The sequence below is a fragment of the Burkholderia sp. DN3021 genome, assembly GCF_049805555.1.
In the GTDB taxonomy this organism is placed as follows: domain Bacteria; phylum Pseudomonadota; class Gammaproteobacteria; order Burkholderiales; family Burkholderiaceae; genus Burkholderia; species Burkholderia pyrrocinia_C.
Map to the genome: position 1 here is coordinate 71,312 of NZ_JBNCAB010000014.1, position 22,538 is coordinate 93,849.

19 protein-coding genes are annotated in these 22,538 nt (G+C 64.6%); 7 read left to right on the forward strand and 12 right to left on the reverse strand.

The window, feature by feature from the left end; translation table 11 throughout:
- Nucleotides 1-375: 375 nt before the first annotated feature.
- The 3 genes from ACPUER_RS10135 to ACPUER_RS10145 are packed head-to-tail and all read right to left on the reverse strand — an operon-like array spanning nt 376 to nt 3,087.
- A complete protein-coding gene (locus tag ACPUER_RS10135) occupies nt 376-1,407 on the reverse strand; it encodes an extracellular solute-binding protein (RefSeq protein WP_425131008.1) in 1,032 nt (343 codons plus the stop codon).
- The gene (locus ACPUER_RS10140) at nt 1,404-2,255 is read right to left on the reverse strand and encodes an ABC transporter permease (protein WP_425131009.1); all 852 of its coding nucleotides are present in this window, start codon (nt 2,253-2,255) and stop codon (nt 1,404-1,406) included. Before ACPUER_RS10140 ends, ACPUER_RS10135 begins: the two co-directional genes overlap by 4 nt.
- Nucleotides 2,242-3,087, reverse strand: a complete 846-nt coding sequence (locus tag ACPUER_RS10145; RefSeq protein ID WP_425131021.1) for an ABC transporter permease — start codon at nt 3,085-3,087, stop codon at nt 2,242-2,244. The genes ACPUER_RS10140 and ACPUER_RS10145 overlap by 14 nt, the downstream gene beginning before the upstream one ends.
- Before the next feature lie 537 nt (nt 3,088-3,624).
- Here ACPUER_RS10145 and ACPUER_RS10150 point away from each other — a divergent pair.
- Together ACPUER_RS10150 and ACPUER_RS10155 are read left to right on the forward strand one after the other, a co-directional pair.
- A complete protein-coding gene (locus tag ACPUER_RS10150; protein ID WP_072439028.1) occupies nt 3,625-4,080 on the forward strand; it encodes a GNAT family N-acetyltransferase in 456 nt (151 codons plus the stop codon).
- The gene (locus ACPUER_RS10155) at nt 4,077-5,096 is read left to right on the forward strand and encodes an AraC family transcriptional regulator (RefSeq protein ID WP_175959317.1); all 1,020 of its coding nucleotides are present in this window, start codon (nt 4,077-4,079) and stop codon (nt 5,094-5,096) included. The genes ACPUER_RS10150 and ACPUER_RS10155 overlap by 4 nt, the downstream gene beginning before the upstream one ends.
- A 64-nt stretch (nt 5,097-5,160) precedes the next feature.
- Here the strand turns inward: ACPUER_RS10155 and ACPUER_RS10160 are convergent, their stop codons facing one another.
- The 9 genes from ACPUER_RS10160 to ACPUER_RS10200 form a co-directional block, all read right to left on the reverse strand.
- Entirely contained in the window at nt 5,161-6,921 is a 1,761-nt protein-coding gene (locus ACPUER_RS10160; protein WP_425131010.1) for an AMP-binding protein, read from the reverse strand.
- A gap of 13 nt (nt 6,922-6,934) precedes the next feature.
- Nucleotides 6,935-9,802, reverse strand: a complete 2,868-nt coding sequence (locus tag ACPUER_RS10165; RefSeq protein ID WP_425131011.1) for a beta-ketoacyl synthase N-terminal-like domain-containing protein — start codon at nt 9,800-9,802, stop codon at nt 6,935-6,937.
- Complete coding sequence (locus tag ACPUER_RS10170) at nt 9,799-10,113, reverse strand: Dabb family protein (RefSeq protein ID WP_425131012.1); 315 nt, start codon at nt 10,111-10,113, stop codon at nt 9,799-9,801. The genes ACPUER_RS10165 and ACPUER_RS10170 overlap by 4 nt, the downstream gene beginning before the upstream one ends.
- A complete protein-coding gene (locus ACPUER_RS10175) occupies nt 10,098-12,770 on the reverse strand; it encodes a beta-ketoacyl synthase N-terminal-like domain-containing protein (RefSeq protein ID WP_425131013.1) in 2,673 nt (890 codons plus the stop codon). The genes ACPUER_RS10170 and ACPUER_RS10175 overlap by 16 nt, the downstream gene beginning before the upstream one ends.
- A 1-nt stretch (nt 12,771) precedes the next feature.
- Complete coding sequence (locus tag ACPUER_RS10180; protein ID WP_175959322.1) at nt 12,772-13,149, reverse strand: ester cyclase; 378 nt, start codon at nt 13,147-13,149, stop codon at nt 12,772-12,774.
- Complete coding sequence (locus ACPUER_RS10185) at nt 13,134-14,039, reverse strand: transglutaminase domain-containing protein (protein WP_072439041.1); 906 nt, start codon at nt 14,037-14,039, stop codon at nt 13,134-13,136. Before ACPUER_RS10185 ends, ACPUER_RS10180 begins: the two co-directional genes overlap by 16 nt.
- Nucleotides 14,020-15,717 carry a non-ribosomal peptide synthetase gene (locus tag ACPUER_RS10190; protein WP_425131014.1) on the reverse strand — a complete coding sequence of 566 codons (1,698 nt, stop codon included), beginning with the start codon at nt 15,715-15,717 and terminating at the stop codon, nt 14,020-14,022. The genes ACPUER_RS10185 and ACPUER_RS10190 overlap by 20 nt, the downstream gene beginning before the upstream one ends.
- Before the next feature lie 115 nt (nt 15,718-15,832).
- The gene (locus ACPUER_RS10195; protein WP_072439045.1) at nt 15,833-16,585 is read right to left on the reverse strand and encodes an ABC transporter permease; all 753 of its coding nucleotides are present in this window, start codon (nt 16,583-16,585) and stop codon (nt 15,833-15,835) included.
- Nucleotides 16,582-17,556 (reverse strand): ATP-binding cassette domain-containing protein, encoded by a 975-nt coding sequence (locus ACPUER_RS10200; RefSeq protein ID WP_425131015.1) that lies wholly within the window; start codon nt 17,554-17,556, stop codon nt 16,582-16,584. Before ACPUER_RS10200 ends, ACPUER_RS10195 begins: the two co-directional genes overlap by 4 nt.
- A gap of 33 nt (nt 17,557-17,589) precedes the next feature.
- Between ACPUER_RS10200 and ACPUER_RS10205 the strand changes: the two genes are divergently transcribed.
- From ACPUER_RS10205 to ACPUER_RS10225, 5 genes are all read left to right on the forward strand, one after another.
- Complete coding sequence (locus ACPUER_RS10205; RefSeq protein WP_425131016.1) at nt 17,590-17,865, forward strand: hypothetical protein; 276 nt, start codon at nt 17,590-17,592, stop codon at nt 17,863-17,865.
- A 546-nt stretch (nt 17,866-18,411) separates the two neighbouring features.
- Nucleotides 18,412-19,257 carry a hypothetical protein gene (locus ACPUER_RS10210; protein WP_143155737.1) on the forward strand — a complete coding sequence of 282 codons (846 nt, stop codon included), beginning with the start codon at nt 18,412-18,414 and terminating at the stop codon, nt 19,255-19,257.
- A 27-nt stretch (nt 19,258-19,284) separates the two neighbouring features.
- Nucleotides 19,285-19,518: a ferredoxin gene (locus ACPUER_RS10215; RefSeq protein WP_072439052.1), complete on the forward strand. Its 234-nt coding sequence runs from the start codon at nt 19,285-19,287 to the stop codon at nt 19,516-19,518.
- A gap of 128 nt (nt 19,519-19,646) precedes the next feature.
- Nucleotides 19,647-20,510, forward strand: coding sequence for a ferritin-like domain-containing protein (locus tag ACPUER_RS10220; protein ID WP_425131017.1), 864 nt, complete (start codon nt 19,647-19,649; stop codon nt 20,508-20,510).
- Between the two features lie 136 nt (nt 20,511-20,646).
- Entirely contained in the window at nt 20,647-22,521 is a 1,875-nt protein-coding gene (locus ACPUER_RS10225; RefSeq protein ID WP_425131018.1) for an acyl-CoA dehydrogenase family protein, read from the forward strand.
- Nucleotides 22,522-22,538 lie beyond the last annotated feature (17 nt).

Here is a 22,538-nt window from a genome sequence, read left to right on the forward strand (position 1 = left end):
AGGCGGAGCCGACGACCGGGGCTAGTCGATCCTGCGCGGAAGACTCGAGCGACTGACTGCCCGACGGCCCTCGGGCGTGCCGAGAGCGCAACCGCCACGGACACGAGATTCGGATGCCGTTGTCGATATCTTCGTCCGGAACGTGAGCAAGGACACGGCCGTCGTGCGCCGGGTTTCGTTCAGACGACGATTTCGCTTCCGCGGCAGACTGTCAAACCGGCGCACTGGACTGCGAACGGCTACCGCGCCCCCCGTACATGCGCACAGTGGTGGTGCGCTTATGCAAGCTGGCTCGGGATGCCGATGCTGTCGTGATCTACGTTCAGCCATGATGGTCCCTTGGTATGTACCCCAAGGCCAGGCCGCAGGCGCCGCTCATTGATTGCCCTTCAGCTTCAGCCAGACCTTGTTGCGTAGTTGAAGTGCCGCAGGCGAGCACATCTTGTACGGCTTGAGGCGATCCTTGTATTGCTCGGGCGTCTTGGTCGCGGGGTTGTTCAGCAGCGCAGGATCGATGTAGCGCTCCGACCCGACGATCTCGTTGCTGTACCGAATCGCGTTCGTCACCAGTGCAATGTTCTCGGGCCGCATCATCCAGTCGACGAACTTGTAGGCCGATTCGACGTTCCGCGCTTTTGCCGGGATAAGCAGACTATCCATGAACAGCCGGACGCCCTCTTTCGGATACACGAACCGGATGGTCGGCAGACGATCCTGCGCGCGCGCAGCGGCACCGTTCCAGACGTGCTGAACGGTGATTTGCCTGGACGCGAGACGGTCGATCGTGCCGTCGTTGCTGTAGGTCTTCACGAAGGGCTTCTGCTTCTGCAGGACGTCAAGCACGCGCTTCGCATCCTCGGGACGTTCGGTACATTCGTCCTGCCCCAGATACCAGCTCGCGGCCATGTACAGTTCCTCCTCGACGTCCAGATCGCCGATCTGGCCGCGCAGCGCCTCGGGCGGCTCGAAAAAGGATTTCCAGCTATCGTCGAGCCGGCCACCCGGCACGCGCGCGCTGTCGTATGCAAACCCGGTCAGGACGACCGTAAAGGGCATCGCATAGTCCCGCTGAGGATCGAATGCCGGATGACGGTATTCAGGCTTGATGTTTGCGATATTCGGCAACTTGCTCTTGTCGAGCTTGAGCAACAGGCCGGATTTCGCGAGCACCGGGACGTAGTAGTCGCCGGCCACCACGACGTCGTAGCCTCCTCCCCCCGCCTGCAGTTTCTGGGTCAGTGCGGCATCGCTTGCATAGGTGTCGAGCGTCGTCTCGATACCGGTATCTGCCTGGAACTTCTTGAGCAAGGTCACGGGCAGGATGCCCGGCCAGCTTCCGATATGAAGCTCGGCGGCCTGCGTCGTCACAGCGGCGAGGAGCAACATCGCCCCGATTGTTTTTTTCATACTGTTCCTATTGCTTGGAGATTTGCATGGTGTATCTCGGACTGCTTGGGCGTGGATCTTCTTTTGCCTCGTGCACCGATGACCCAGACCGCCATCAGTTGCACCGACGAAAGGCCGATGACGACGGTCGAGACAGCGCTGACCTTTGGGGTGATCCCGATCTTCATCGCACTGAAGATGTACATCGGCAATGTGGTCATGCCGGCGCCAGCGAGAAAGTAACTGGTGACGTAATCATTCATCGACGCGACGAACGACAGCAGCGCCCCTGCGACGATGCCGGGCAGCGCCAAAGGCACGGTGATTTGCCGAAATGCGGCCCAGGGTGTGGCTGACAGGTCCGCAGCAGCCTCGAGCAGCGTGCGATCGATCGTCTTGAGTCTGGCTTTGATCGGAAGGTAAGCAAGCGGCACGCTGAAGACCACATGCGCAAACAGGACGACGCCGAATCCGAGCTCGGTCTTGAACATCGAGAACAGCATCATCGTCGCGATCGCCAGCACGATTTCAGGTATGACAAGCGGAAGCGCGACGAGAAGTCCCGCCCGGTCGAACCCGTGCCGATCATTTCTCGACCACCAGGCAGCCGCCGCGCTCGTCGCAAGCACGGTGGAAAGCACCATCGACATCAACGCCAGAACGAGCGAGTTCTTCGCGGCACGGACCAGCGTCGGATCGGACCACGCCTCCTCGTAGCCGCGGATACCGAACCCGTCCCAGACGAGCGCGGACGGGCCGACGTTGAAGCTCATCCCTATCACGATCAGCATCGGCAAATAGAGGAACAACAGCACCGCGATCGCGATTGCCGCGGCCAACGGAAACCGGCGCAGTTCAGGCGAATTCATGAACGCGCTCCTGTCGTTGAAAGAGCGCGCCCAGCCGGGGCATGAGCATCGCCAGAAGCACAATCGCGAGCAACGCAAACGACATGGCGGCGCCCAAAGGCCAATCCCGGCCGCCGGCAAACTGGAAATCGATCAAGTTGCCGATCATGAACGCGTGATTGCCGCCAAGCAGCCCGGGGATCGTATAGGAACCCAGTGCAGGGACAAAGACGAGCCCTACGCCCGCCATGATGCCCGGGCGGCAGCACGGCACAACCACATGGACCAGTGCGGCCGGCTTGTTTGCCCCCAGGTCGTAGGCCGCTTCGACCAGCCGCCAGTCGAGATCATCGAGCGCGGCAAAGATCGGCAGGACCATGAATGGCGTGAACGCATAGACGAGGCCGATCAAGGTCGCGAGATCGGTGTAGAGCAAGCCGAGCGGGCCGTGCATGATGCCGGCTCCGATCAAGATCCGATTCACCAGGCCGTTGTCTGCGATGACGATGATCCACCCGTACATCTGGACGACGACGCAGGTCCAGAACGGGATCGTGATCAGGATCAGCAACGCGGCTTTCCACTTCCGAGGGCGCGTCGCCATGAAAAGCGCCGTCGGGAAGCCGATCAGCAGACATCCCGCGGTGGTCAGCAGGGCCATGGTCATCGACCGGGAGAAAATGGCGAGATAGCCCCGCTGAAGGACAAGCGAACCGTCAAAGTCCCGATCGAAGACGACCCGCTCGTATGCCCGGGCAGTGAAGTCGCCCCACGCGACGCCGCCGAAGTCGAGCGGCGCGCTGAGCGAGACCACTGCCAGGATGATCATGGGAAGAACCACACCCGCGACCATGACGAGCACCGCCGGGTTATACATCTTCCGCCATGATTTCAGCTTCGGCAGGTGGACCATAGGGACTTGACGCACTACCCATTACCTCAATTAGGCCGGTTCGATTGGCAGGAAGCGTATCAAATAGATCGCTCCATTTATAGGGGTTGCCCGTGCCGTTCGCGCCAATGTGTTACCCGTCAGCGCCAATGACATTATAAGTTTGGCGAACGGCATTTTATATTGAATTATTTCGCCAACAGAAATTCTCGTACTCGTGCAATTTAGATCGATGCAGGAACATTAAAGCGTTGACCAATCGCCAGGTCACCGGGAACGGTCACCGGGTACTGCGCCGCACGCCGGCGCCCGATGGGCGCCCCATGTGGCGCCATGCGGCTTCGCCGGTGGATCGGCCAACCCCAGTCCGCCGCGGCACACGTGGCAGCTATCCGGCTTCCGCGGCATGATCGTTGGCGGATTTGTAAAAATCGTGAGATAGTTGCCCAATTCGCACCACGCATATTTCATATAACGAGATGACAGGCGATAACGAATATGGCCATTGCTGATAAGCTGGAATACCGCCGAATGACCGAGCGCGATATCGGCGCTTTTTATGACGTTCGATTCTCCGTGAGCGAGAATAGAATCCATCCCCACCAGGTTCACCTGCTCAACCGCAACCTCCTGATCGAGAAAATCAGGCAGGGAGGCGGCTGGATTTGTGAATGTCGTGATGAGGTGGTCGGGATCTGTCTGCCGGTCATCACCGAAAAGCCGTTCATCACCGCCTTGTTTGTGAATCCGTCGTTCCATGGCGCCGGCATCGGCCGGGAGCTGCTCGACCGCGCGCTGACATGGTTGAAGGAAAAGGGAGTGGCGCAAGTCACGCTCGTGACCGATCCGGGCTCGCGAGCCGATGGCTTCTACCAGCGTCTCGGGTGGAAGCGCGGCGAACTGGACGAGTATGGATGCCAGGTCGTGTTTACGAAGTCGCTAGGAGTCGAATGAAGCCGGTAGCCGACATGAGTCACCGCACTGCCGCGCAACGGCCGGCGCCGCTTCACACCATCTTCATCACGATCGACTTCATGAAGCGTATGGGGGTTCCCGTCGACGTCTTGCTGAGAGGCGCGGGCATTTCTCCGTCGGACGTCGAGCGACCCAACGCAATGGTGACGCATGCGCAGGAAATGGTGCTGTTTGCGAATGCACTCGAGGCGACCGGCAACACCGCGATCGGGCTTCATATCGGAAACGCGATCCCGGTGACATCGTACGGCCTGCGCGCCCACGCCATGCTGGTGAGCCCGACGTTGGGCGACGCGCTGCGCCTGGGCTTCGAGCATCCGTTGCTGGGGATCAGCTATTTCAGAATGAGGATAACGACAACGGGCGACGTGGCCAGAATTACGGTTGGCGGCTATACCTATCGCACGGATCTCCTGGTTTTGAATACCGACATGGTTTTCACCGCCATTCGCCGGGAGATGCGTGATTTGATCGGGCAATATCCGGAATTCCTGAGGATAGGATTTGCCTATCCGGAACCGCCGCACGCGGAATCTTACGGAGCCTATTTCAACTGTCCAATCGAATTCAATTCTCGCGAAAGTTTTCTCGAGTTCGATCGATCGACACTTGAAATCGCGCTGCCGCTCGCACACCCGATAGAATTCGAATTGGCAAAAAAGGCGTGCGCAAAGCGCGAATTCGAACTTGCGCACTGGGTCCCGTCGGACCTCATCGGACGGCTGCTTGGCCTGATGTACGACAACCCCGCGTGTCAAGACATCGCCGAGTTTTCCAGAGAGCTCGGACTTTCGCTGCGCAGTTTGCAGCGGAAACTCCAGGAGATGGGGACGTCGTTCAGTGCCATGCACAACCTTGTACGTCAAGATCTGACATCGCAATATCTGGCCAAAAAGGAATATTCGATCAAGGAGATCGCGGCGCGGTTGGGATACAAAAGTACATCCGCATTCAGCCGAGCGATGAAGCGTTGGTCGAAAGAAGCGACCGAATGAAAAAATAGGCCAGGACTGCCCGTATGAACATGGCCAGCCTCTACTCCGCCGAACTCCAGAGGCGTCAACGCAAATTTGCCACGATCCGCGACAAGCCGGAAATTGTCGGGTACTCGAAGATGTGAAAGAGTTCGATGCGCGGCCACCGGTCGGCCAGCGACAGATGAAACGAAACCGCGTGCATCGACGTGAGGCCATGCGCGAAGAAGTTATCGTGCTCGCCGAGCCGGCTCACGTTCAGGTAGGGTGAGAGCAGGACGGTCAGCATGTGTTCGGGGCTATCGGGTGCCGCGTTCCGTTTGACGGGAAGCGGCATGGGTTGCGGAGGCGGCAGGCTCGCAAGCGCTTTCCGATCGAGCTTGCCGGAGCCGTTGCGCGGGAGCGTGTCGATCACGGTCAGCTCGCGCGGCCACAGATACTTGGGCAAACATTGGCGCAGATGCGCGTGCGCCAGTTCCACCGGATCCGCGATGACATGGCGCGGATCGAGCGTGATGAATGCGGACAGGCTGTCGATCTCGCCCTGGTCGCGCGTGTGGATCGCCGCCGCCTCGCTGATGAACGGCAGCGCCTCCAGCGTGTCGCCGATCTCCTGCAGGTCGACCCGATGCCCGTTGATCTTCACGAAGTCGCCGACGCGCGAGACGAAATTCAGGCGTCCCTCCCGATCGACGAAGCCGACGTCGCCGGTGTCGTAACGGATCGTGCGGCCGTCGGCGCTCGCGATGAACTTCTCCGCCGTGAGCGCGGCGTTGCCCAGATAGCCAAGCGCGACCGCGTCCCCCCCGATCAGGATGCGTCCCTCCACGCCAAGCGGCACCTCCGAGCCATGTTCGTCGACGACCAGCACATGCGTGTTCTGGATCGGCAGCCCAATGCGCCGTTCACCGGGCCGATCGATCCGTTGACAGGTCGACCACACGGTGGTTTCGGTCGGACCGTACATGTTGTACGGCCGCGCCGCACGCGCGTGGATCTCGGCCGAGAGCGCCTGGCCGAGCGGCTCGCCGCCGACCAGCAGGCGGTCGAATCGGAACGACGCGCCGAGGTACGGCAACAGGCACTTCAGCAGCGACGGTGTGGACTGGTAAATCGCCGGACGGACCTGCTCCAGCAGCCGGGCCAGCAACTGCGGCGATGCCGCCCGGCCGTCATCGGCGAGGGTCAGGGTTGCGCCACTGGCAAGCGGCAGCGCGTACTCCAGATAGAAAATGTCGAAGCCGGGCGAGGTGCTGGATAGCACGCTCGTGTCCGCATCGCATCCGAGCAGTTCGCCAAGGCAGTCGATCAGGTTCGCGCATCCCCGGGTCGTGACCCTGACCATCTTGGGTTTGCCCGTCGAGCCGGACGTGAAGATCCGGTACGCTTCTCGGCTTGCGCCTGGTGGCGGCGTGCACGTCGGCGCGGCGGAGCACGCCGCCATATCGAGTTGCGGGGTGCCGACCGGCAAATCGGCGATGAACGGATGCGGCGTGCCGGCCGTATCGTGCAGCACCGCGGTTGCTGCACTCACGTCGAGCATCTGCCTCATGCGCGGTGCCGGCGTCCGGAAGTCGATCGGGATGTAGGGCACGCCCTGACGCTGGCACGCGATCATCGCGACGATCAGCGGCACGCCGCGCGGCAGGCAGAGCAGCATGGCGTCGCTCGTTTGCCTCAGCGTGTCGAGCGACGCCGCGCATCCAAGCACTCGCTCGTGCAGTTGCCGGTAGGTCAATTGCTCGCCGCCGGCGATCAGCGCGATCCGGTCGGGGTCGCGTTGCGCTGCTTCCGAGAACCGCGCGATGAAATCCCGGTAATGCGTCTTTGTTTGACCGCTGAGCATCGGTCGGACTCCGTCATACCTGGCTGGTGAATTCGTAGGCAAGCGCGATGAACTCGCCCGTCAAGCGGCTGATATCCGTCTCGCTGTAAATCCCGGGATCGTAGTGCGCGACGAGCCGGATGCGCTCGTCCGCGTCCGCCTGGAATTGCAGGCACAGCTCGGTGTAGAGCGGCCGGTAGCGGTACGGCCCCTCCTCCCACACGTGCCCGTTCATCTCGATCCGGTAACCGGTGTTCTGGTTCTGGAACATGAACAGCATCCGGTACGGCGCGCCAGCGCGGCCCGAGGCCTGCACGATCACGTCGAGCGGTGCGTTGGCGTGTTGCATCGATTCGGCGAGACGTTCGCCGACGGCCGCCAGGATCGCGTCGTATCCGCGCGTTTCGTCGATCTCGACACCGATCGGGAGGTTCGTGATCCGGCAATCGATCTGCCCCAGTGTGTGTGCGTCGCGATTGTTCAGCGTGGTGCCGGTCAGGACCCGGCGCATGCCGGTCCGCCGTGCCACCAGCGTGTTGAACACCGCGTAGAACAGAACGAACGGCGTGATCCTGCGCACCCGGCAAACCGCCCGTACCGCGCGCAGCAGGTTGTCGGGCAGGATTGCGCACCGCTCCGCCGCGGGATACGGCAGCGGTGCGCCGGCCTCACGCGGCGCGCGTCCCGGTGTCGAGGCGAGCGTACTGGCCGGTGCCTCCGCAAGCTGCTCGCGCCAGTACGTCGCGTCCTCGGGCCGCCAGTTCGGCGTATCCGATACCGGGACCGGCTCCGCGGTGCGCTCGCCCTTCAGCGTGCGCTCGACGCGCCGCAACAGGTTCTCCAACCCGGTGCCGTCGATCAGGAGATGCGGAAAATTGATCGCGACATGATGACGCTCGCCGTGCCGCACGTACAGCACACGCGCGGCCGGACCGCGCTCGAGATCGAAGCGCCGGCCGAAGAACGCCGTCAGGCAGCGCTCGGGATCGTCCGATTCCGCGAGCGTCACCGCCTCCGCGGTCGTCACCCGCTCGCGCCGCTCGCCCAGCATGATGCCGTCGCCCGTCCATTTCAGCGTCATCGAGAAATCGGGAAGCCCGCTCAGGATCGCGTCGAGCGCGGCGCAAAAAGCCGGCCAGTCCGGCGCGACACCCGCCGACAGGCACAGCGGCACGTTGTAATGGCTGAAGTCGCCGCGCTGCAGCTTCTCGAGCAGGTAGAAGCGTGCCTGGTAGGCGTTCAGGCGCATGCGCGGCGGTGCATCGGGCCCGTTCGACCCGGCGCGCGCGCCGACGCGCGCATTGATGCGCGCGGTCAGTAACGCGGGCGTCGGACAGTCGTAGATGTCCGTCTGCGCCAGCATCACGCCGTAACGCTCGCTGACATGTGCGATCAATTCGACGGCAGAGATCGAGTCGCCGTTCAGTTCGAAGTAGTCGCTGTCCGGGGTGACCGACGGCTCGGCGAGCACCGCCGTGTAGAGTTCGACGATCTCGTCGCACGACGCTGTTTGCGCTTCCCCCGCCCCCCGGGCGGGCGGGGCCTCGGGCCGCTCGCTCACGCCCGCCTCCGCGTTTGCGCCGCCTGCGTCCGGCACCAGCGTGTAGCGCCGTGCCGACAGTTCGGGCAGTGCCGCGTCGAACGCGCGGCACACGTCGTCCGGCGCCTGTTCGAGTATCACGTGCGCGTTCGTGCCACCGACGCCAAACGAGCTGACGCCGCAGCACGTGCGTTCGCGCAGGTCGAGCACGTTTGCATCGGCCGAAATGCTGAATGGCGAGTCGACGAGGGCCAGCAACGGGTTCGGATTGACGAGCCCGGCTGTGCCGGGATAAACGCGATGCTTCAGCGCGAGTACCGACTTGATCATCGACACGATGCCGGACGACCAGAACAGATGGCCGATATGCCCCTTGATCGAGCCCAGCAGGATCGGTTCGGGCGTCGCGGGCGGCGGATAGGATTCGACGAAACGCCGGAGCGCACGCACCTCGATCGGATCCCCGATCGCCGTGGCCGTCGCATGGCATTCGACAAAGGCCAGTTGATCGGGCGCGACGCCCGCATCGGCATAGGTGCCCTTCAGGAGCGCCACCTGCCCGTCCACCGCCGGCGCGGCGAAGCTGACCTTGTGCGCGCCGTCGTTGTTGACGCCCACGCCGCGCACCAGCGCATGAATCCGGTCGCCGTCTCGCCGCGCCCGGCTCAACGTCTTCAGCACGACCGCGCCGCCGCCATCGGCCGGAACGGTGCCGTCCGCCTCGGCATCGAACGGACGGCACACGCCCAGTCGCGAATAGATCGAGCCGGGCTCGTAGGCGTAGGCCCCGTCGAGCGGATACGTGATCGTCATGCCGCCCGCCACCACCGCGTCGCAGCGGCCGGCCCACAGCAGATGGCAGGCTTCGGCCGCCGCGACCAGCGACGACGAACAGCCGCTTTGCAGGTTGAAGGACGGCCCTTGCAGGTCGAACACGTAGCTGACGCGGGTCGCGAGAAAATCGGCACCCCGGTTGACCGTCTCCAGCAGCGCGGGTGGCGGCGCCACGCGCCCCTGTGCGACCAGCGCCGCGAGATGGTCGTGATAGGTGCCGTTGGCCGCCTGCGACGCAACGACGCCCACCGTGCCGGGATGCGCGCCGCGCGGGTAGCCGGCATCGGCAAACGCGGCGTCGACGAGCATCAGGAACCGGCGGCACTGCGGGTCCATCACCTGCGCTTCCTGTTCGCTGATGCCGTAACGGGCGGCGTCGAACAGCTCGGCGGATTCGAGCCGCCGCTCAGGCCGCCCGCCGCGAGGCGGCGCTGCGAGCAACGCCCATAATGCTTCGTAGTCGCCGGCGCCCGGCACGCAGCAGGCCATGCCGACGATGGCGATCGGCTCGCGGGTGCCCGGATTCATTTGGTGTCGTCCATGTCGGTGAAGTCGAGCACCGCGCTGTCGGCCAGCATCGGATCCAGCCGCGTGCGGATGAACGCGAGATGCAACGGATGATTCTGGTACGCGTAGCGGTCCGCCTTGCTGTCGAACGCCATCACGAAGCAATGACTGAAGCGGTCGTTGTGCGGGTTGTCGGCGTCGTTACGGCCGAAGTGATACGCGCGGATGGTCGGTATCCGGCTGCGCAGCCCGCCCAGCGCGCGCAGCGCATCATCCGCCTGCGACGCGCTCACGCCTTCGGCGAACGCGAACAGGATCACGTGGAAATACATAGCGCCTCCGCGAAGCGGTTGACGTGCGCGGCGACCTCCGCAAGTCGGGTGGCCTCGACGATGTCGACGTGGTGCGCGTCGATCCGCACGATCTCCGCATGCGGGCACCCGCCCCAGCCGTTGTCCGCCTTCGCCGCGTCGAATGCGCGGCGCAGCGGCCCGTCGGCGATCGGCAAGCGGCTACCGGTCGCGATGATGTTCAGGAACGGCAACACCTGCAGCGCGGGCCTGAATGCGCGCGCCATGTCGCGCTCGACCCGGAAGACCGCGTTCAGCCGCTGCAACTGCCGTTCGTAGCGCGCCTTCCCGAAGCGCTCGACCAGCAGGCCCGCACTGTCAATGAAATACGGCAGCGCGTCGTCGTCGAACAGCGCGGCGTGGCGTTCGTGAAACACGACCGAATCGATCGCGAGCAGGCCCGCGACCGGATAGCTCGCCGCGAGCCGCGCTGCAATCAGGTTCGCCAGCATGCCGCCGAGCGACCAGCCACCGATGCAAAGCGGCACGCAGACGTCCGGCACCGCCTCCACGATCTGCGCGGCGTACAGTGCGGCCAGTTCGTCGGCGTCGCGGATCAGGTCGCCTTCGTTCGAATACAGGTTGTACGAGTCGATCGCAAGCAGCTCTATGTCGTCCGACAGATGCGCGGCCAACGGCTGGTAGATCTCGGCGCCGGAAATGCTGGCATGCACGAGGACGAGCCGCAGGCGCGGCGTCGAGCGCGCCGCGCGCAGCCGCTTCACGAGCCCCCCGTCGGCGCGCGCGGGCGCCGCCAGCAATGCGGCGATGCTCCGCAACTGCTCGCCGAAGCGATCGTGCGTGTCGATCCAGTCGAGGTCGATGCCGACGTCGAACGCGTCGTTGATATCGCTCACCATCGTCAGCGCGAGCATCGAATGCCCGCCTTCGTCGACAAACGACGTCGCGTCGCTCACTTGCTTGAGCATCAGCGCAGACTTCCAGATGTCCGCCAGCGCCGGTTCGATGCCCGGCAGTGGCGGCGTCGCCGCGGCATCCATCGCGACCGCCGGCCCCGGTGCGTCGACTCGCACGCCCGGATCGATTTCACTCACGCCGAGATCGAGGATGCGCGCATCCGGGTCCGCCACGCACGGGAGGCCATCCGGCGTCGGGTCGACACCCGCACGGCCGAAACCGTCGAACCGCTGCGCAAGCTCCGCAAGATCCATCGCCGTCACACACGCGACGCACGCGCTGCCCGCGGCGCGCCGGTTCAGCGTACGGGCGACGTCGCGGAACTCGGCACCGGATTGCCGCACGGTCTCGGCAAGCTCGCGCATCATCGCGGCGACGCGTTCCGGCGTGCTGGCGCCGACGTAGACGTGCAGCGGCCCGGGCGGCGCCGCGCCGCGAGGCTCGGCGAACGCGGGCGGCGACTCGACCAGCACCGCGCAATTGGTGCCGCCGATGCCGAGCGAATTGACGATACCCGTCAACGGCCCGGTCGCTGGCGCGCGCGATTGCGGCACATAGAGAGGCCCGTTGTCGAACGAGATGCGCGGATTCAGCGCGCGATGGTTCGCGGCGGGCGCGATGCATTGGCGCCGCGCCTGCACGGCCGCGCGCAACAGACCGGCGAGGCCCGCGACCGTGTCCAGGTGGCCGATCGACGACTTCACCGACGCGACCGCCGTGGCGTTTGCGCCGCGCCGGCTGCCGGCGAACGCCTTCTGCAGCGCCGCAGCCTCGATCACGTCGCCGATGTAGGTCCCGGAGCCATGTGCCTCGACAAAGTCGATGTCGCTCGCGTCCAACCCCGCTCCCGTCAGCAGGCCGTCGAGATTCTCGGCAACCGCCACGGAGCTGGGCGACGTATAGGTCGCCTTGTGGCTGCCGTCGTTGTTGACCCGGCTGCCGCGCAGCACGGCGAGCAGCGCGTCGCCGTCGCGCCGCGCGTCGTCGAGCCGCTTCAGCACGAACACCACGCAGCCGAAGCCCGGCACCATTCCGTCCGCATCGCGGTCGAACGAGCGCACCACGCCCGATCTCGACAGGTTCATGCCGGGATGGTACGCATACCCGTCGTGCAGCGGAAACGGCAGGCTGGCGCCGCCCGCCAGCACGAGATCGCAATCGCCGAGCCTCAGCGCCTGCATCGCGGCGTGGATCACGAGCAGGCCGCTCGAGCACGCGGACTGCACGCCGTAGCTCGGGCCGCGCAGGTTCAGCACGTGCGACACGCGCAGCGATTGCTGCTCCTTGTTCGAGCCGATTTCGATCTCGAACGGATGGTATTTCGCCGCCACGTCGTGCTGAGCTCGGACCACGCTCGCATAATCGGTGTCGGATGCGGTGGAAATCACCGCGGTGCGCGCGGGCAGCGCTTTCGGGTAGTAGCCGGCCGATTCCGCCGCTTTCCAGCAGTGCTGGATGAACAGCCGCTGTTGCGGATCGATGATGACGCTGTCGCGCAGCGACAGCCCGTACAGGCGATAGTCGAACCGCGGCCAGTCCGTCATGTAGCCTGCCCGATCGACCCAACCCTCGCGAGGCGGTGCCGCGTCGTCGGGCGACGAAAACGCGTCCTCGCCGGCGAACACCAGCCGTTCGAAATCGCCGAGCGTGCCCGCGCCCGGCAACGCGAGTGACGCCCCGATCACCGCGACCCTGGCATCCGGTTGCGCGACGTGTGCCATGTCAGCGTGCCCAGGTGTTCCGATACTGGTCGTCGTCCACCATGAACCACAGCTCCTTCACCTTGTCGCCGACGAAGCGCTTCTCGACCATGATATTGATCCGGCGGCTGCGGCCACTCTCCTTCTCCGTGACGTCGCGAACCAGGCGCGCGAAGGTCCGATCGCCGCTCGCAAACACCGATTCGATCGTTGTCCTGATGTCCGAGTGCGCGGCGACGAAGTCGCGCATCGACGACTTCAGCGACTCGACGCTCAGATCCTTCCCGTTGAAATGGCAGACGGCGTCGTCGTGATAATGGTTATTCACCGCGGGGCAGTTGCCGGTGTCGAACACGTCCGTATACAGCGAGCGTACGACCGCGATCATGGTGTCTTCCATACTCCCTCCTTGACGAAAGTCAGGCTGTTCCCGCTGTACGGGCTCTTGCGCAGCACGCGGCGCGGCACCGCGAAAAACGGCAGCCGCCGCGCCGTGTACAGCAGTTCATCCCACGACGCGCCCGCCATCTGCTCGGCCAGCGCGTCGAACGCGAGCGGGTCCAGCGGCCGCGACGTCCAGAAGAACGTCGCGGGCGCGCCGAAATCCCATGGCATCATCTCGACCTGGTTCAGGCATGCGAGGTCGTGCAGCATCTTCTGCGCGACATGACCCATGCCCACGCGGTTGTAATTGCCGTACCGATCGAAGCGGTCCTCGCCTCGCCGGCACGCCTGCCAGACCTTCGCGACCGGCTTCGACAGATGCTCGGCCACATCGCGGAAATCGATCTCGACGTCGATCTTCCGCGCGCGCAGCACCGGCCAGTTCATCGACGCGTCGCCCCGCAGCCAGCGCCCCTGCTCGTCGAGCCAGTACTCGACGAGGGTCTGCTCGTGCGCGAGGCGCGGATAGAAATACGTGCAATACGCATAGCGGATGCGCGCGGGTATGCCCTTGTGCCGCAGCATCCCGCACGCGACCTTCGAGATGTTGACGCAGTTTCCGATGGTCTTGTGCTCGAGCGGCACGTCTTCGCGCAAATCCCGGACACCGTGCGCGGCGACCTTTCCAAGCAGGTCCTCGACCCGGTACACATCCATCTCGGCCAGTCGATGCGGCCCGATTCGAGCGGCGTTCAGGCCGCCGTGATGCTCGACCACATGGCGAGCGGCCTGAAACAGCACGTCGATATCGTCGCCGAGCGAATCGAACAGGTACCCGTAGCGGCCCGGATCGGTATTCGACGTGTGCCGCAGGTAGTACGCCCGCTCAGTACGCGTATCGTTCACGAATCAGCTCCTCAAGCCCGCCCAGCGACCCCGCCTCGTAGATGTCCAGGATGTCGAGATGCACGCCGAGCTGGGTTTCGATCTCGGCCTGCAGGCGCGCGATGCCGATCGAGTCGAAGCCGATGTCGAACAGGCGAGCCTGGCGGTTCGTCGCCGGCGCGCGAGTCAGCCGCGCAATCAGGCGCGCAAGCGCATCACTCCCCGCATCCCGTCCGGCCTGCTCCGCCTGTTCCGCCAGCAATGTTTCCGCGCGGCGCGCGAGCGCCCGGCCGTCGGTCTTGTCGTTGCGCGTGAGCGGCCAGTCGGCGACGAACACGATCCGCCTGGGCTTCTCCCATGCGTTCAGCACGCCGTCGAGCCGCGCGTCGGCATGACGCCAGCCGTCGCGCGTCACGCCCGCCGCGTGACACACCAGCACCAGCCCCTGCATCGTCTCCGAATGGAACGCATGAACCCGTTCGGCCAGGCCGGCCTGCACGCAGCGCCGCTCGACGCCGCCGAGATCGACGCGATGGCCATTCAGCTTCACCTGCGCGTCGCATCGTCCGATGAAATGGTAAATTCCGTGCGCATCGCGCCGGACTTCGTCGCCGGTGTCGTAGAAGCGTCCGCTGACCGCACGTTCGTGCGCGGCGAACGCAGTCCCGCCCGTCTCGCCGACGTAGCCGGCGGCCAGCCCGGCGCCCGACACCAGCAGGCGCCCCTGGCCCGCCCCGTCGAGCAGTTCGCTCGTGCCGGCGCGCCGGATCTCGCACTGCACGCCTCGCACGGGACGGCCGAGCGGCACCTCGTCGACGACGCCGCGCATTACGTCGGGCGTAAGCGCGGCGATCGTCGTGAACACCGTGTTCTCGGTCGGGCCGTAGCCGTTGAACAGCGCCGTGCCGCGTGCGCCGTCGACGAAGCGGCGCGCCGCCTCGGGGTCCACCTTCTCGCCACCGACCAGCAGCGTGCGCAGCGTGGCCAGTGCGGCCCAGCGATCCGCCAGCACCAGCGTGTTGAACAGGCCGGCGGTCATCCACATCACCGAGATCCGCTCGCGGCGGATCGCCGACTGCAGCACCGCGTGATCGAGCACGTCGCGCTTGTCGAGCACGACGAGCGTGTTGCCGTTCAGCAGCGGTGTGAAGATCTCGAACGTCGACGCGTCGAACGACAGCGACGAATACGCGGCGAACACGTCCTGCGGGTCGAGCGGCAGGAAGTCCGGCGCATGCAGCAGGTTGCACACCGACGCGCGGCGCACCATCACGCCTTTCGGCTGCCCGGTGGAGCCCGACGTGAACATGATCGACATCACGCCGTCGAGCGCGCCGGTATGCACGGGCGCGCCGGCATCGAGGCCGGTCAGCCCGAGCTCGCCGGTATCGAGATCGAGCCGCTCGACCAACGCGCAGCATTGGGCGGTGCGCAGCATGCCGGAGCGCACTGTCGCGGCCGTGCCGGCGTCGATCGGCACGAACACCTTGCCGGCGTCGAGGCAGGCCAGCATGAACACGATGGCTTCCGGGTGCGGCAGGCAGAAGCCGACGACCGGGCCCGGCGCGCGCATACGCAGCGTGGCGGCGATTCGGCGCGCGCGGTCGAGCAGCGCGCCGAAGCGCAGTCGCACCGCGCCGGAGACGATCGCCTCCTTGTGCGCGTGCGCGGCGCAAACATCCGAAATAAGCTCGTACATGGCGGGTCAGTCATGTGGCGGAGCGCCGCCGGAAGTCCGGCCCCGCGCCCCTGGGTCCATTCGCGCCGCGGTTCGCCGGCGCAGGTTGCATCGCTGTTGCGGCCGGCCTCCCCGGTCAGTCGTCGCCGCCGCGACCGTCGAACACCCGCACGGCCGAATACGCGAACGCCAGCAGGAAACCGACCAGCACCAGCAAGGACAGCGGCACGGGGAATACATAGTGCCCAGACAGGCTTCCCCGCAGCAGATCCACGCCATACGCGACCGGGTCGACGTACGCGAGCGCCCGCAGCCAGGCCGGGACGTTGTCGAGCGGATAGATGGCGCCGGACAGAAAGAACATCGGCAGCAGGATCGTGTTCGTGAAGACCGGGAACGACGTGATCGCCGAGAGCCGGGCCGCGAAGCCGACGCCGAGCGCGGAAAACACGACCGCCGACAACGCCATCGCGAGCACGAACTTCACGAGGCTCGCCACCGTGAACGTCACGCCGACGAACGGCGCGAGCAGCAGCAGCAGGATCGCGATCACCATTGCCTGAAGCGCACCCGACAGGATCTTGCCGAACGCGATCGCATTGCGCGACACCGGCGCAACGAGCAGCGCCTTCAGAAAGCCGACCTGCCTGTCGACGACGATGCCGATCGCGGCGGAGCTCGAATTGAACAGCAGCGTCAGGATCACGATGCCGGGGTAGATGTACTTCTGGTACCCGCCGCTCCCGAAATGCGCGCCGGCGCTGGCGCTGAGGCCCGAGCCGAGCACGAACAGATACAGGAGCGGCTGCACCAGGCTCATCAGCACCCGGTTGCGATTGATCCACAGACGCTCGATGTCCAGAAAAATGATGCCGACGATGCCGTTCATGCGACGAGGCCCTCCTTCACGTTCTTTTTGCCGACCCTCTGCCCGTTGACGAGGCTGTGCCCGGTCAGCAGCAGGAACACGTCCTCGAGACTCGGCTCGCGCACCTCGACCTTCTCGACGCGCGCCGGCAAGTCCCGCACCAGATCCGGCACCATGTTCGACAGATTCCTGCCGGTGATGCACAGGCCGCTCTCGTCCGAGTCGACCGCATAGCCGCGCTCTACCAGCCAGTCATGGGCAAGCGCGTCGTTGTCGGTCGAGAGCTGGATGATGCCGCCGCCTACCTGCGCCTTGAGCGCCTGCGGCGTGTCGATCGCGACAATGCGGCCCTTGTCGATCAGCGCGATCCGGTCGGCGACGTCGGCTTCTTCCATGTAGTGCGTCGTGAAGAAAACCGTCTTCCCGGCGTCGGCCAGTTCGCGCACTTTCGACCAGAACAGCCTGCGCGCGGTGAGGTCGAGTCCGAGCGTCGCCTCATCGAGGCACAGAAGCGCGGGATCCGCGATCAGCGCCCGCGCGAGTTCCAGCCTGCGTCGCTGCCCGCCCGACAATTGCCGCGCCGGGCGATCGGCGACGTCGGTGAGTTCGAGACTGGCCAGAATCTCCTCGGTCCGCTGCCGCGCGATCGCGCGAGGCAGCCCGTAGAAATGCGTCATCAGGTTCAGGTTCTTTCGAACCGACAGGATGTCGGCCAGCGCGGGCTCCTGAAAGACGATGCCGATATGGCGGCGCACCCACGCGCGCTCTTTCACCACGTCGCGGCCGTAAACCTCGAGCGCGCCCGAAGTCGGCTTGCGCAGGGTCGAGAGGATCGAAAAGAAGGTGGTCTTTCCGGCTCCGTTCGGCCCCAGCAATGCGAACATTTCGCCCGGGCGGACTGTCAGCTCGACTTCGTCGAGCACCACGAGATCACCGAACTTCTTGCTCAGTCCTCGTGCGGCAATGCTGTTTTGCTGCGTAGAGACACTCATCGTGATTCTCCGGAATCCGGGAGGGTTGGATCGATGCGCGCCGCCAGCCCGATGGCCGGGCATGATTCGCACGTCATGGGGATCAATTCAACCTCGCTTCTGGTTCGTTTGACGGCATTCCGAATAGACACCGATTTTCAACGACGAAAATCCGGAATTAATTTCGACGAGCCGCACTTCTATCACGCGAGTTTCACGCCTGTCAACAAACGACATGCTGCAAGATTTAACAGCCACCTCGGGACATTGATGAAAACATCAAGCAATTCAATGGGGATCGCCTTTCTTTCGATTGCGAAAGATATTTGAAAGAAACAGGCATCGCCGTCATTTTTCGATCGAAATATCTGGATCGAATAAAAATCCGAAACGATCTGCGAAATTAAATTGAAGGCTTCTCCGGATGCCGAAACGGCCTGCCTAAGATAACAGTATACAATTCCGCACACTCCATGTATTAATCTCGTTGCAAAAGGCGACACCCTGCAATACGAAGATGCGCCTTGATTAATTTTTCAATGCGACACCAAAATCCGACGAAATTCGACCCTTTGTGAAAAACAGGAACTTTTGCGCCAATTCCAATCGTAACCGGGAATAATCCCGAAAACCATACAGCCCGCTTTCATCATGAGCGTTAATGATTCGCCACCTATTTCGGTGGCGAATGGGTGCTGCGCGCCCCGCAAAAAGGCGAAGCGCCGTTGTAATTCCGGATTTTAATCCTGTTTGTACGGGTTAAATAGCCGTTTATATATCGATCGCAATTACGCCCCCGTTATTTTTTGAATGAGCGGACTGCGGCGATTGGAATCGGATCAAGCATGCGAACCAGTTGGACAACAGGAGTTCGTTATGGATGTGCGTTGCAGTAGTCCCGCGTCGCCCGTGCACGAATCGCCCGTCGACCACGACATCTTCGGCAGCTCGATTTACTACCGGCTATTCCTCGAGGCGGAAACGGTCCGGTGGCGCATGGGCGACATACCGTGGTCGTCGATCGATATCCGCAGCACCCCGCGGGCCTGGATCGCGCTGGCCAGAGAGATCGCCTATACCGAGCTCACACCGTTCAACGCGACCGCGCAGTATCTGCAGGATTACGCGAGCGACATCGATTTTACGCAGTGGGCAACGGTCTGGCTCTACGAGGAAATGAAGCATCCGCAGGCGATGATCCGGTGGCTGCACGAATTTGGCGAGACGGTCGACAGCCGCTTCGTGACGGAGGGCCGCAAGGTCGAGATCATCCCTTCGTTGATGGCGACGCTCGTCACGAACGTCTATGCGGAAGTGCTTGCCTGGTCGTTGTACATGCTGATCTCGAAGCGCTCGCCCGAGCCGGTGCTCGCGCAGGTGACCCGCCTGCTGGCCGGCGACGAGGCGCGTCACGCGAGCGGCTTTTATTCGTATGCGAAGAAGCTGCTTGCGAACTCGGACAAACCGGATCGCGAGCGGCTGACGGCGCTGAAGGTCATGTACTTCTGGGCCGAAACCAATCACCGGGTAGAGCATCCGGTCAACCTGTTCCTGCGACGGATGGCGGACCGCCCCGAAGTGCTGGAGGCGATTCCGCTCGCCGATTTCCAGGCCTGCGCGAAGAAGATGTACGCGCGTGTCTATCCGCTGCTGGGCAACCTGCTCGGCCTGCGGATCAACAATGTCGACGACGTGTACCTGCATCTGAAAACGCTGCGATAACCCAATCCCGACGAGGAATTCCAGCAAATGACGCAAGCCGAGCATACCCACGCAAGCGAGCAGTACATCTATTCGGTCGACGACAGCCAGTGCATCGCATGCGGCGCCTGCACGTCCCTCGTCCCGTCGTGCATGCGCATGGAAGGCGGTCTCGCCAGGATCTTCGCGCAGCCGGCCACCGACGAGGCACGCGCGGACATGACGGCCGCGTTCTTCAGTTGTCCCGCCGCGGCGATCCGGCGCACGCATGCCAGGCGTTGACGAGGCTCGCCGAGCGGACGGCGCGCCGCCGCGATCGCGCCCGCCTGATGACCGCAAGGCCGTCGCCTTGCCTAACGATTGAAGGATTTGCGATGCGTCCAACAGCATTACCCGGTGACGAACGCCTGATGAAGCTGTTCCGCAATGCCACCGAGGAACAGTGGGTGCCCGGCCAGACGTTCGAATGGAGCGTCGAATGGGACTATGCGAACCCGTTGCGCATGGCGAGCCTCGAATACGAGATCAGCGACGGTGCGTTCTGGAGCAAGGTCGGCGACAAAGGCCGCGAGTCGCTGTCACGCGACTTCCAGGTTTGGCGGCTGTCGCAGATGCTGCACGCGGAGCTGGCCGCGCTCGACGTGTGCGCGAAACTCACGCAGCTTCACACGGACGTGCCGGCCAAGCTCTGCTGCACGTTGCAGGCCGCCGACGAGGCGCGGCACGTGCAGGTGTTCACGCGGCTTCTCGACGAAATCGGCTCGGCCCCGTTCCCGATCACGCCGTCGCTCGGGACGCTGATTGACCAGGTCGGGCGTGACAACCGGATCAGCTTCCTGTCGCTCGGCATGCAGATCCTGATCGAAGGGGTCGGCATCGGCGCGTTCCGGCGCATCAGCATCGCGACCGACTCGGCGTTCGTGCGCACGCTGTTCTCCTACATCATGAAGGACGAGGCCCGCCATTTCGCGCTGGGGCGCCTGATCGTCAGCGAGCCCGAGCGACTCAACGACGAAGTCGGTCCGGCCGAACTCGACGATTTCCTCGACGAAGCGCTCGCTCTACTCGACGAATACCTTCGCCCGACCGAGGTGCTGGCGCGATTCGGATGCTCGGCGGACCAGGCAAAGCAACTGATCGACGGGTCGTCGTTCGGCAAGCAGTTCCGCCGGACGGTATTCGGGCAGATCGGCAGGCCGGTGCTCGAGCTGGATCTCGACCCGCGCGCGAAGACTCGCCAACGCCTCGAGGCGTTGGCGGGGCTGGCCAGCTGACGCCGGCCGGCCAAACGCCGTTCATCCGTCATTCGATGTCAACCGACGCCGCACGCCTCGCGACGTCGTCCAATCTGCAAAGGGTCATCAAATGGGTCTTCTTCAGCGACTGCGGACAGCGAATGCCGAATTCGCGATGCAACTTCGCCATACCTGCCCGCCGGAGACGGTTCGCGGCGACGCCGCCGCGTTCGTCGACCTGCGGCCGGCCGACGACGACGTCGGCGGGCTGACTGGCGCGCTGTTCGGCATTCCGGACGGCGGACTGCTCGCGTGTGTCGCACCGGCACCCGACGGCGGCCGCGTACTGTATCTCGACGCCGCCGCGTACCGGAGCGCGATCGCGCTGCGCTCGTCCGGCGACGGCGACAACGCGCTCGGCCAGCTCTCCATCGCCGATGACGCGAACCTCGTGGGGCAGCCGCTGACCGACGCCGAGCTGTCGCGCATTCGCGCCGGCTACCTGCTGCGCGTGATCGCGGAACTCGTCGGCGAGGCCGCCGAGGTCAAGCGGCAGACCGCGCGCTTCCTGATCGACAGGAAAAGCACGACCGGCGTCCTGATCGACCTGCCGGACGTTCGCACGCAGCTTTCGCATGTCCATGCGTGGCTCGACGTGCTCGAGGCCGCGCACGCCGAACTGACCGGGCGGCCCGCTTCGCCGGGCACGTGCGCGGAAGCCGAAGTCCTGCTGGTCGCCGCGCTCAGGAAACTGCAGATGTTCGCCAATCAGTGCGTTCAGCTGAACGGCGGTTGGGGCTACATCGAGCGCAATCCGGTCGCCGCGTTCTACCGCGACCTGAATGCGGCTCGTCCGTTGCTGCGGATCAGCGCGACCGGCCCGGGCACCCCGATCGACTGGACCCAGCCGTTCGTCGCGGCCACCGACGACGAGCACGCGTTCCGCGCGACCTTCGCCGAGTATCTGCACGAACGAGTCACGCCCGTGTTCGACGCATGGGAGGCCAGCGGCCGCATTCCACGCGAGGGATTCGAGGAACTGGGCAAGCGCGGCTACCTCGGGCAGGCGTGCCCGCGAGAATGGGGCGGTGGCGGCGCCGGCATGATTCGGCACATGCACATGACCGAGCAGATGATGCTCGACAATCTGTTCGGACTGACGGTCAGCACGATGCTGATCGCGAATACGGTCGTGCCGATCCTGACACGCTACGGCTCGGAAGACCTGAAGGACCGCTTCCTGCCGGCGATCGCGGCCGGCCGCACGATCCCCTGCCTCGCGGTGACCGAGAGCGGTAGCGCCGGGGCGATGGTAACCACGCTCGCGACGACCGCAGACGATCGCGGCGACCATTGGGTCGTAAACGGCGACAAGCATTACATCACGAACTCGCCCGCCGCCGATGTCGCATTCGTGCTCACGCGCACGACGCGCGGCGCCGACGCGCAGGGTCTCACGCTGCTGTGCGTGTCGATGGACCTGCCGGGCGTCGAGATCGTGGAGAAATACGCGAAGCTCGGCGCACACGCGTCGGAAACCGGGCATATCCGGTTTACCGACGTGAAGGTGCCGAAGCAGAACACCGTCGGCTATGTCGGGTCCGGCCTGCTATACGTCGTCGACGTGATCGTCGAGGAGCGCGTGCTGATTGCGGCCGCCGCGGTTTCGTATGCGCTCTACTGCCTGAACCGTACGCTCGCGCAGTTGCCCGCGCGGAACGACGCGGCGGCGCTCGCGGATCTGCGCTGCGAGGCGGCGGCGCTGCGCGTGCGCTGCTGGCAAACGGCACGGCGCGCGGCGGCGCGCACGTCGATTTCCACCGACGCGGCGATGCTCAAGTACCTGTGCGCCGATTTCGTGCGCGACTGCATCGATGCGTGCGAAGACGCGCTGCTCGCGGGTCGCCGCGCGCCGGGCGACATCGCGTGGCTTCAGCGCGCGCGCCTCGACGGCCGCGTGATGAGCCTCTTCACCGGCGCGTCCGGCGTCATGAAGGACTACTACAGCCGGCGCGTGAGCGCAGGCCTGCGGCTGCATGCGTCCGCGTGAGCGGGCCTGCCCGCCAT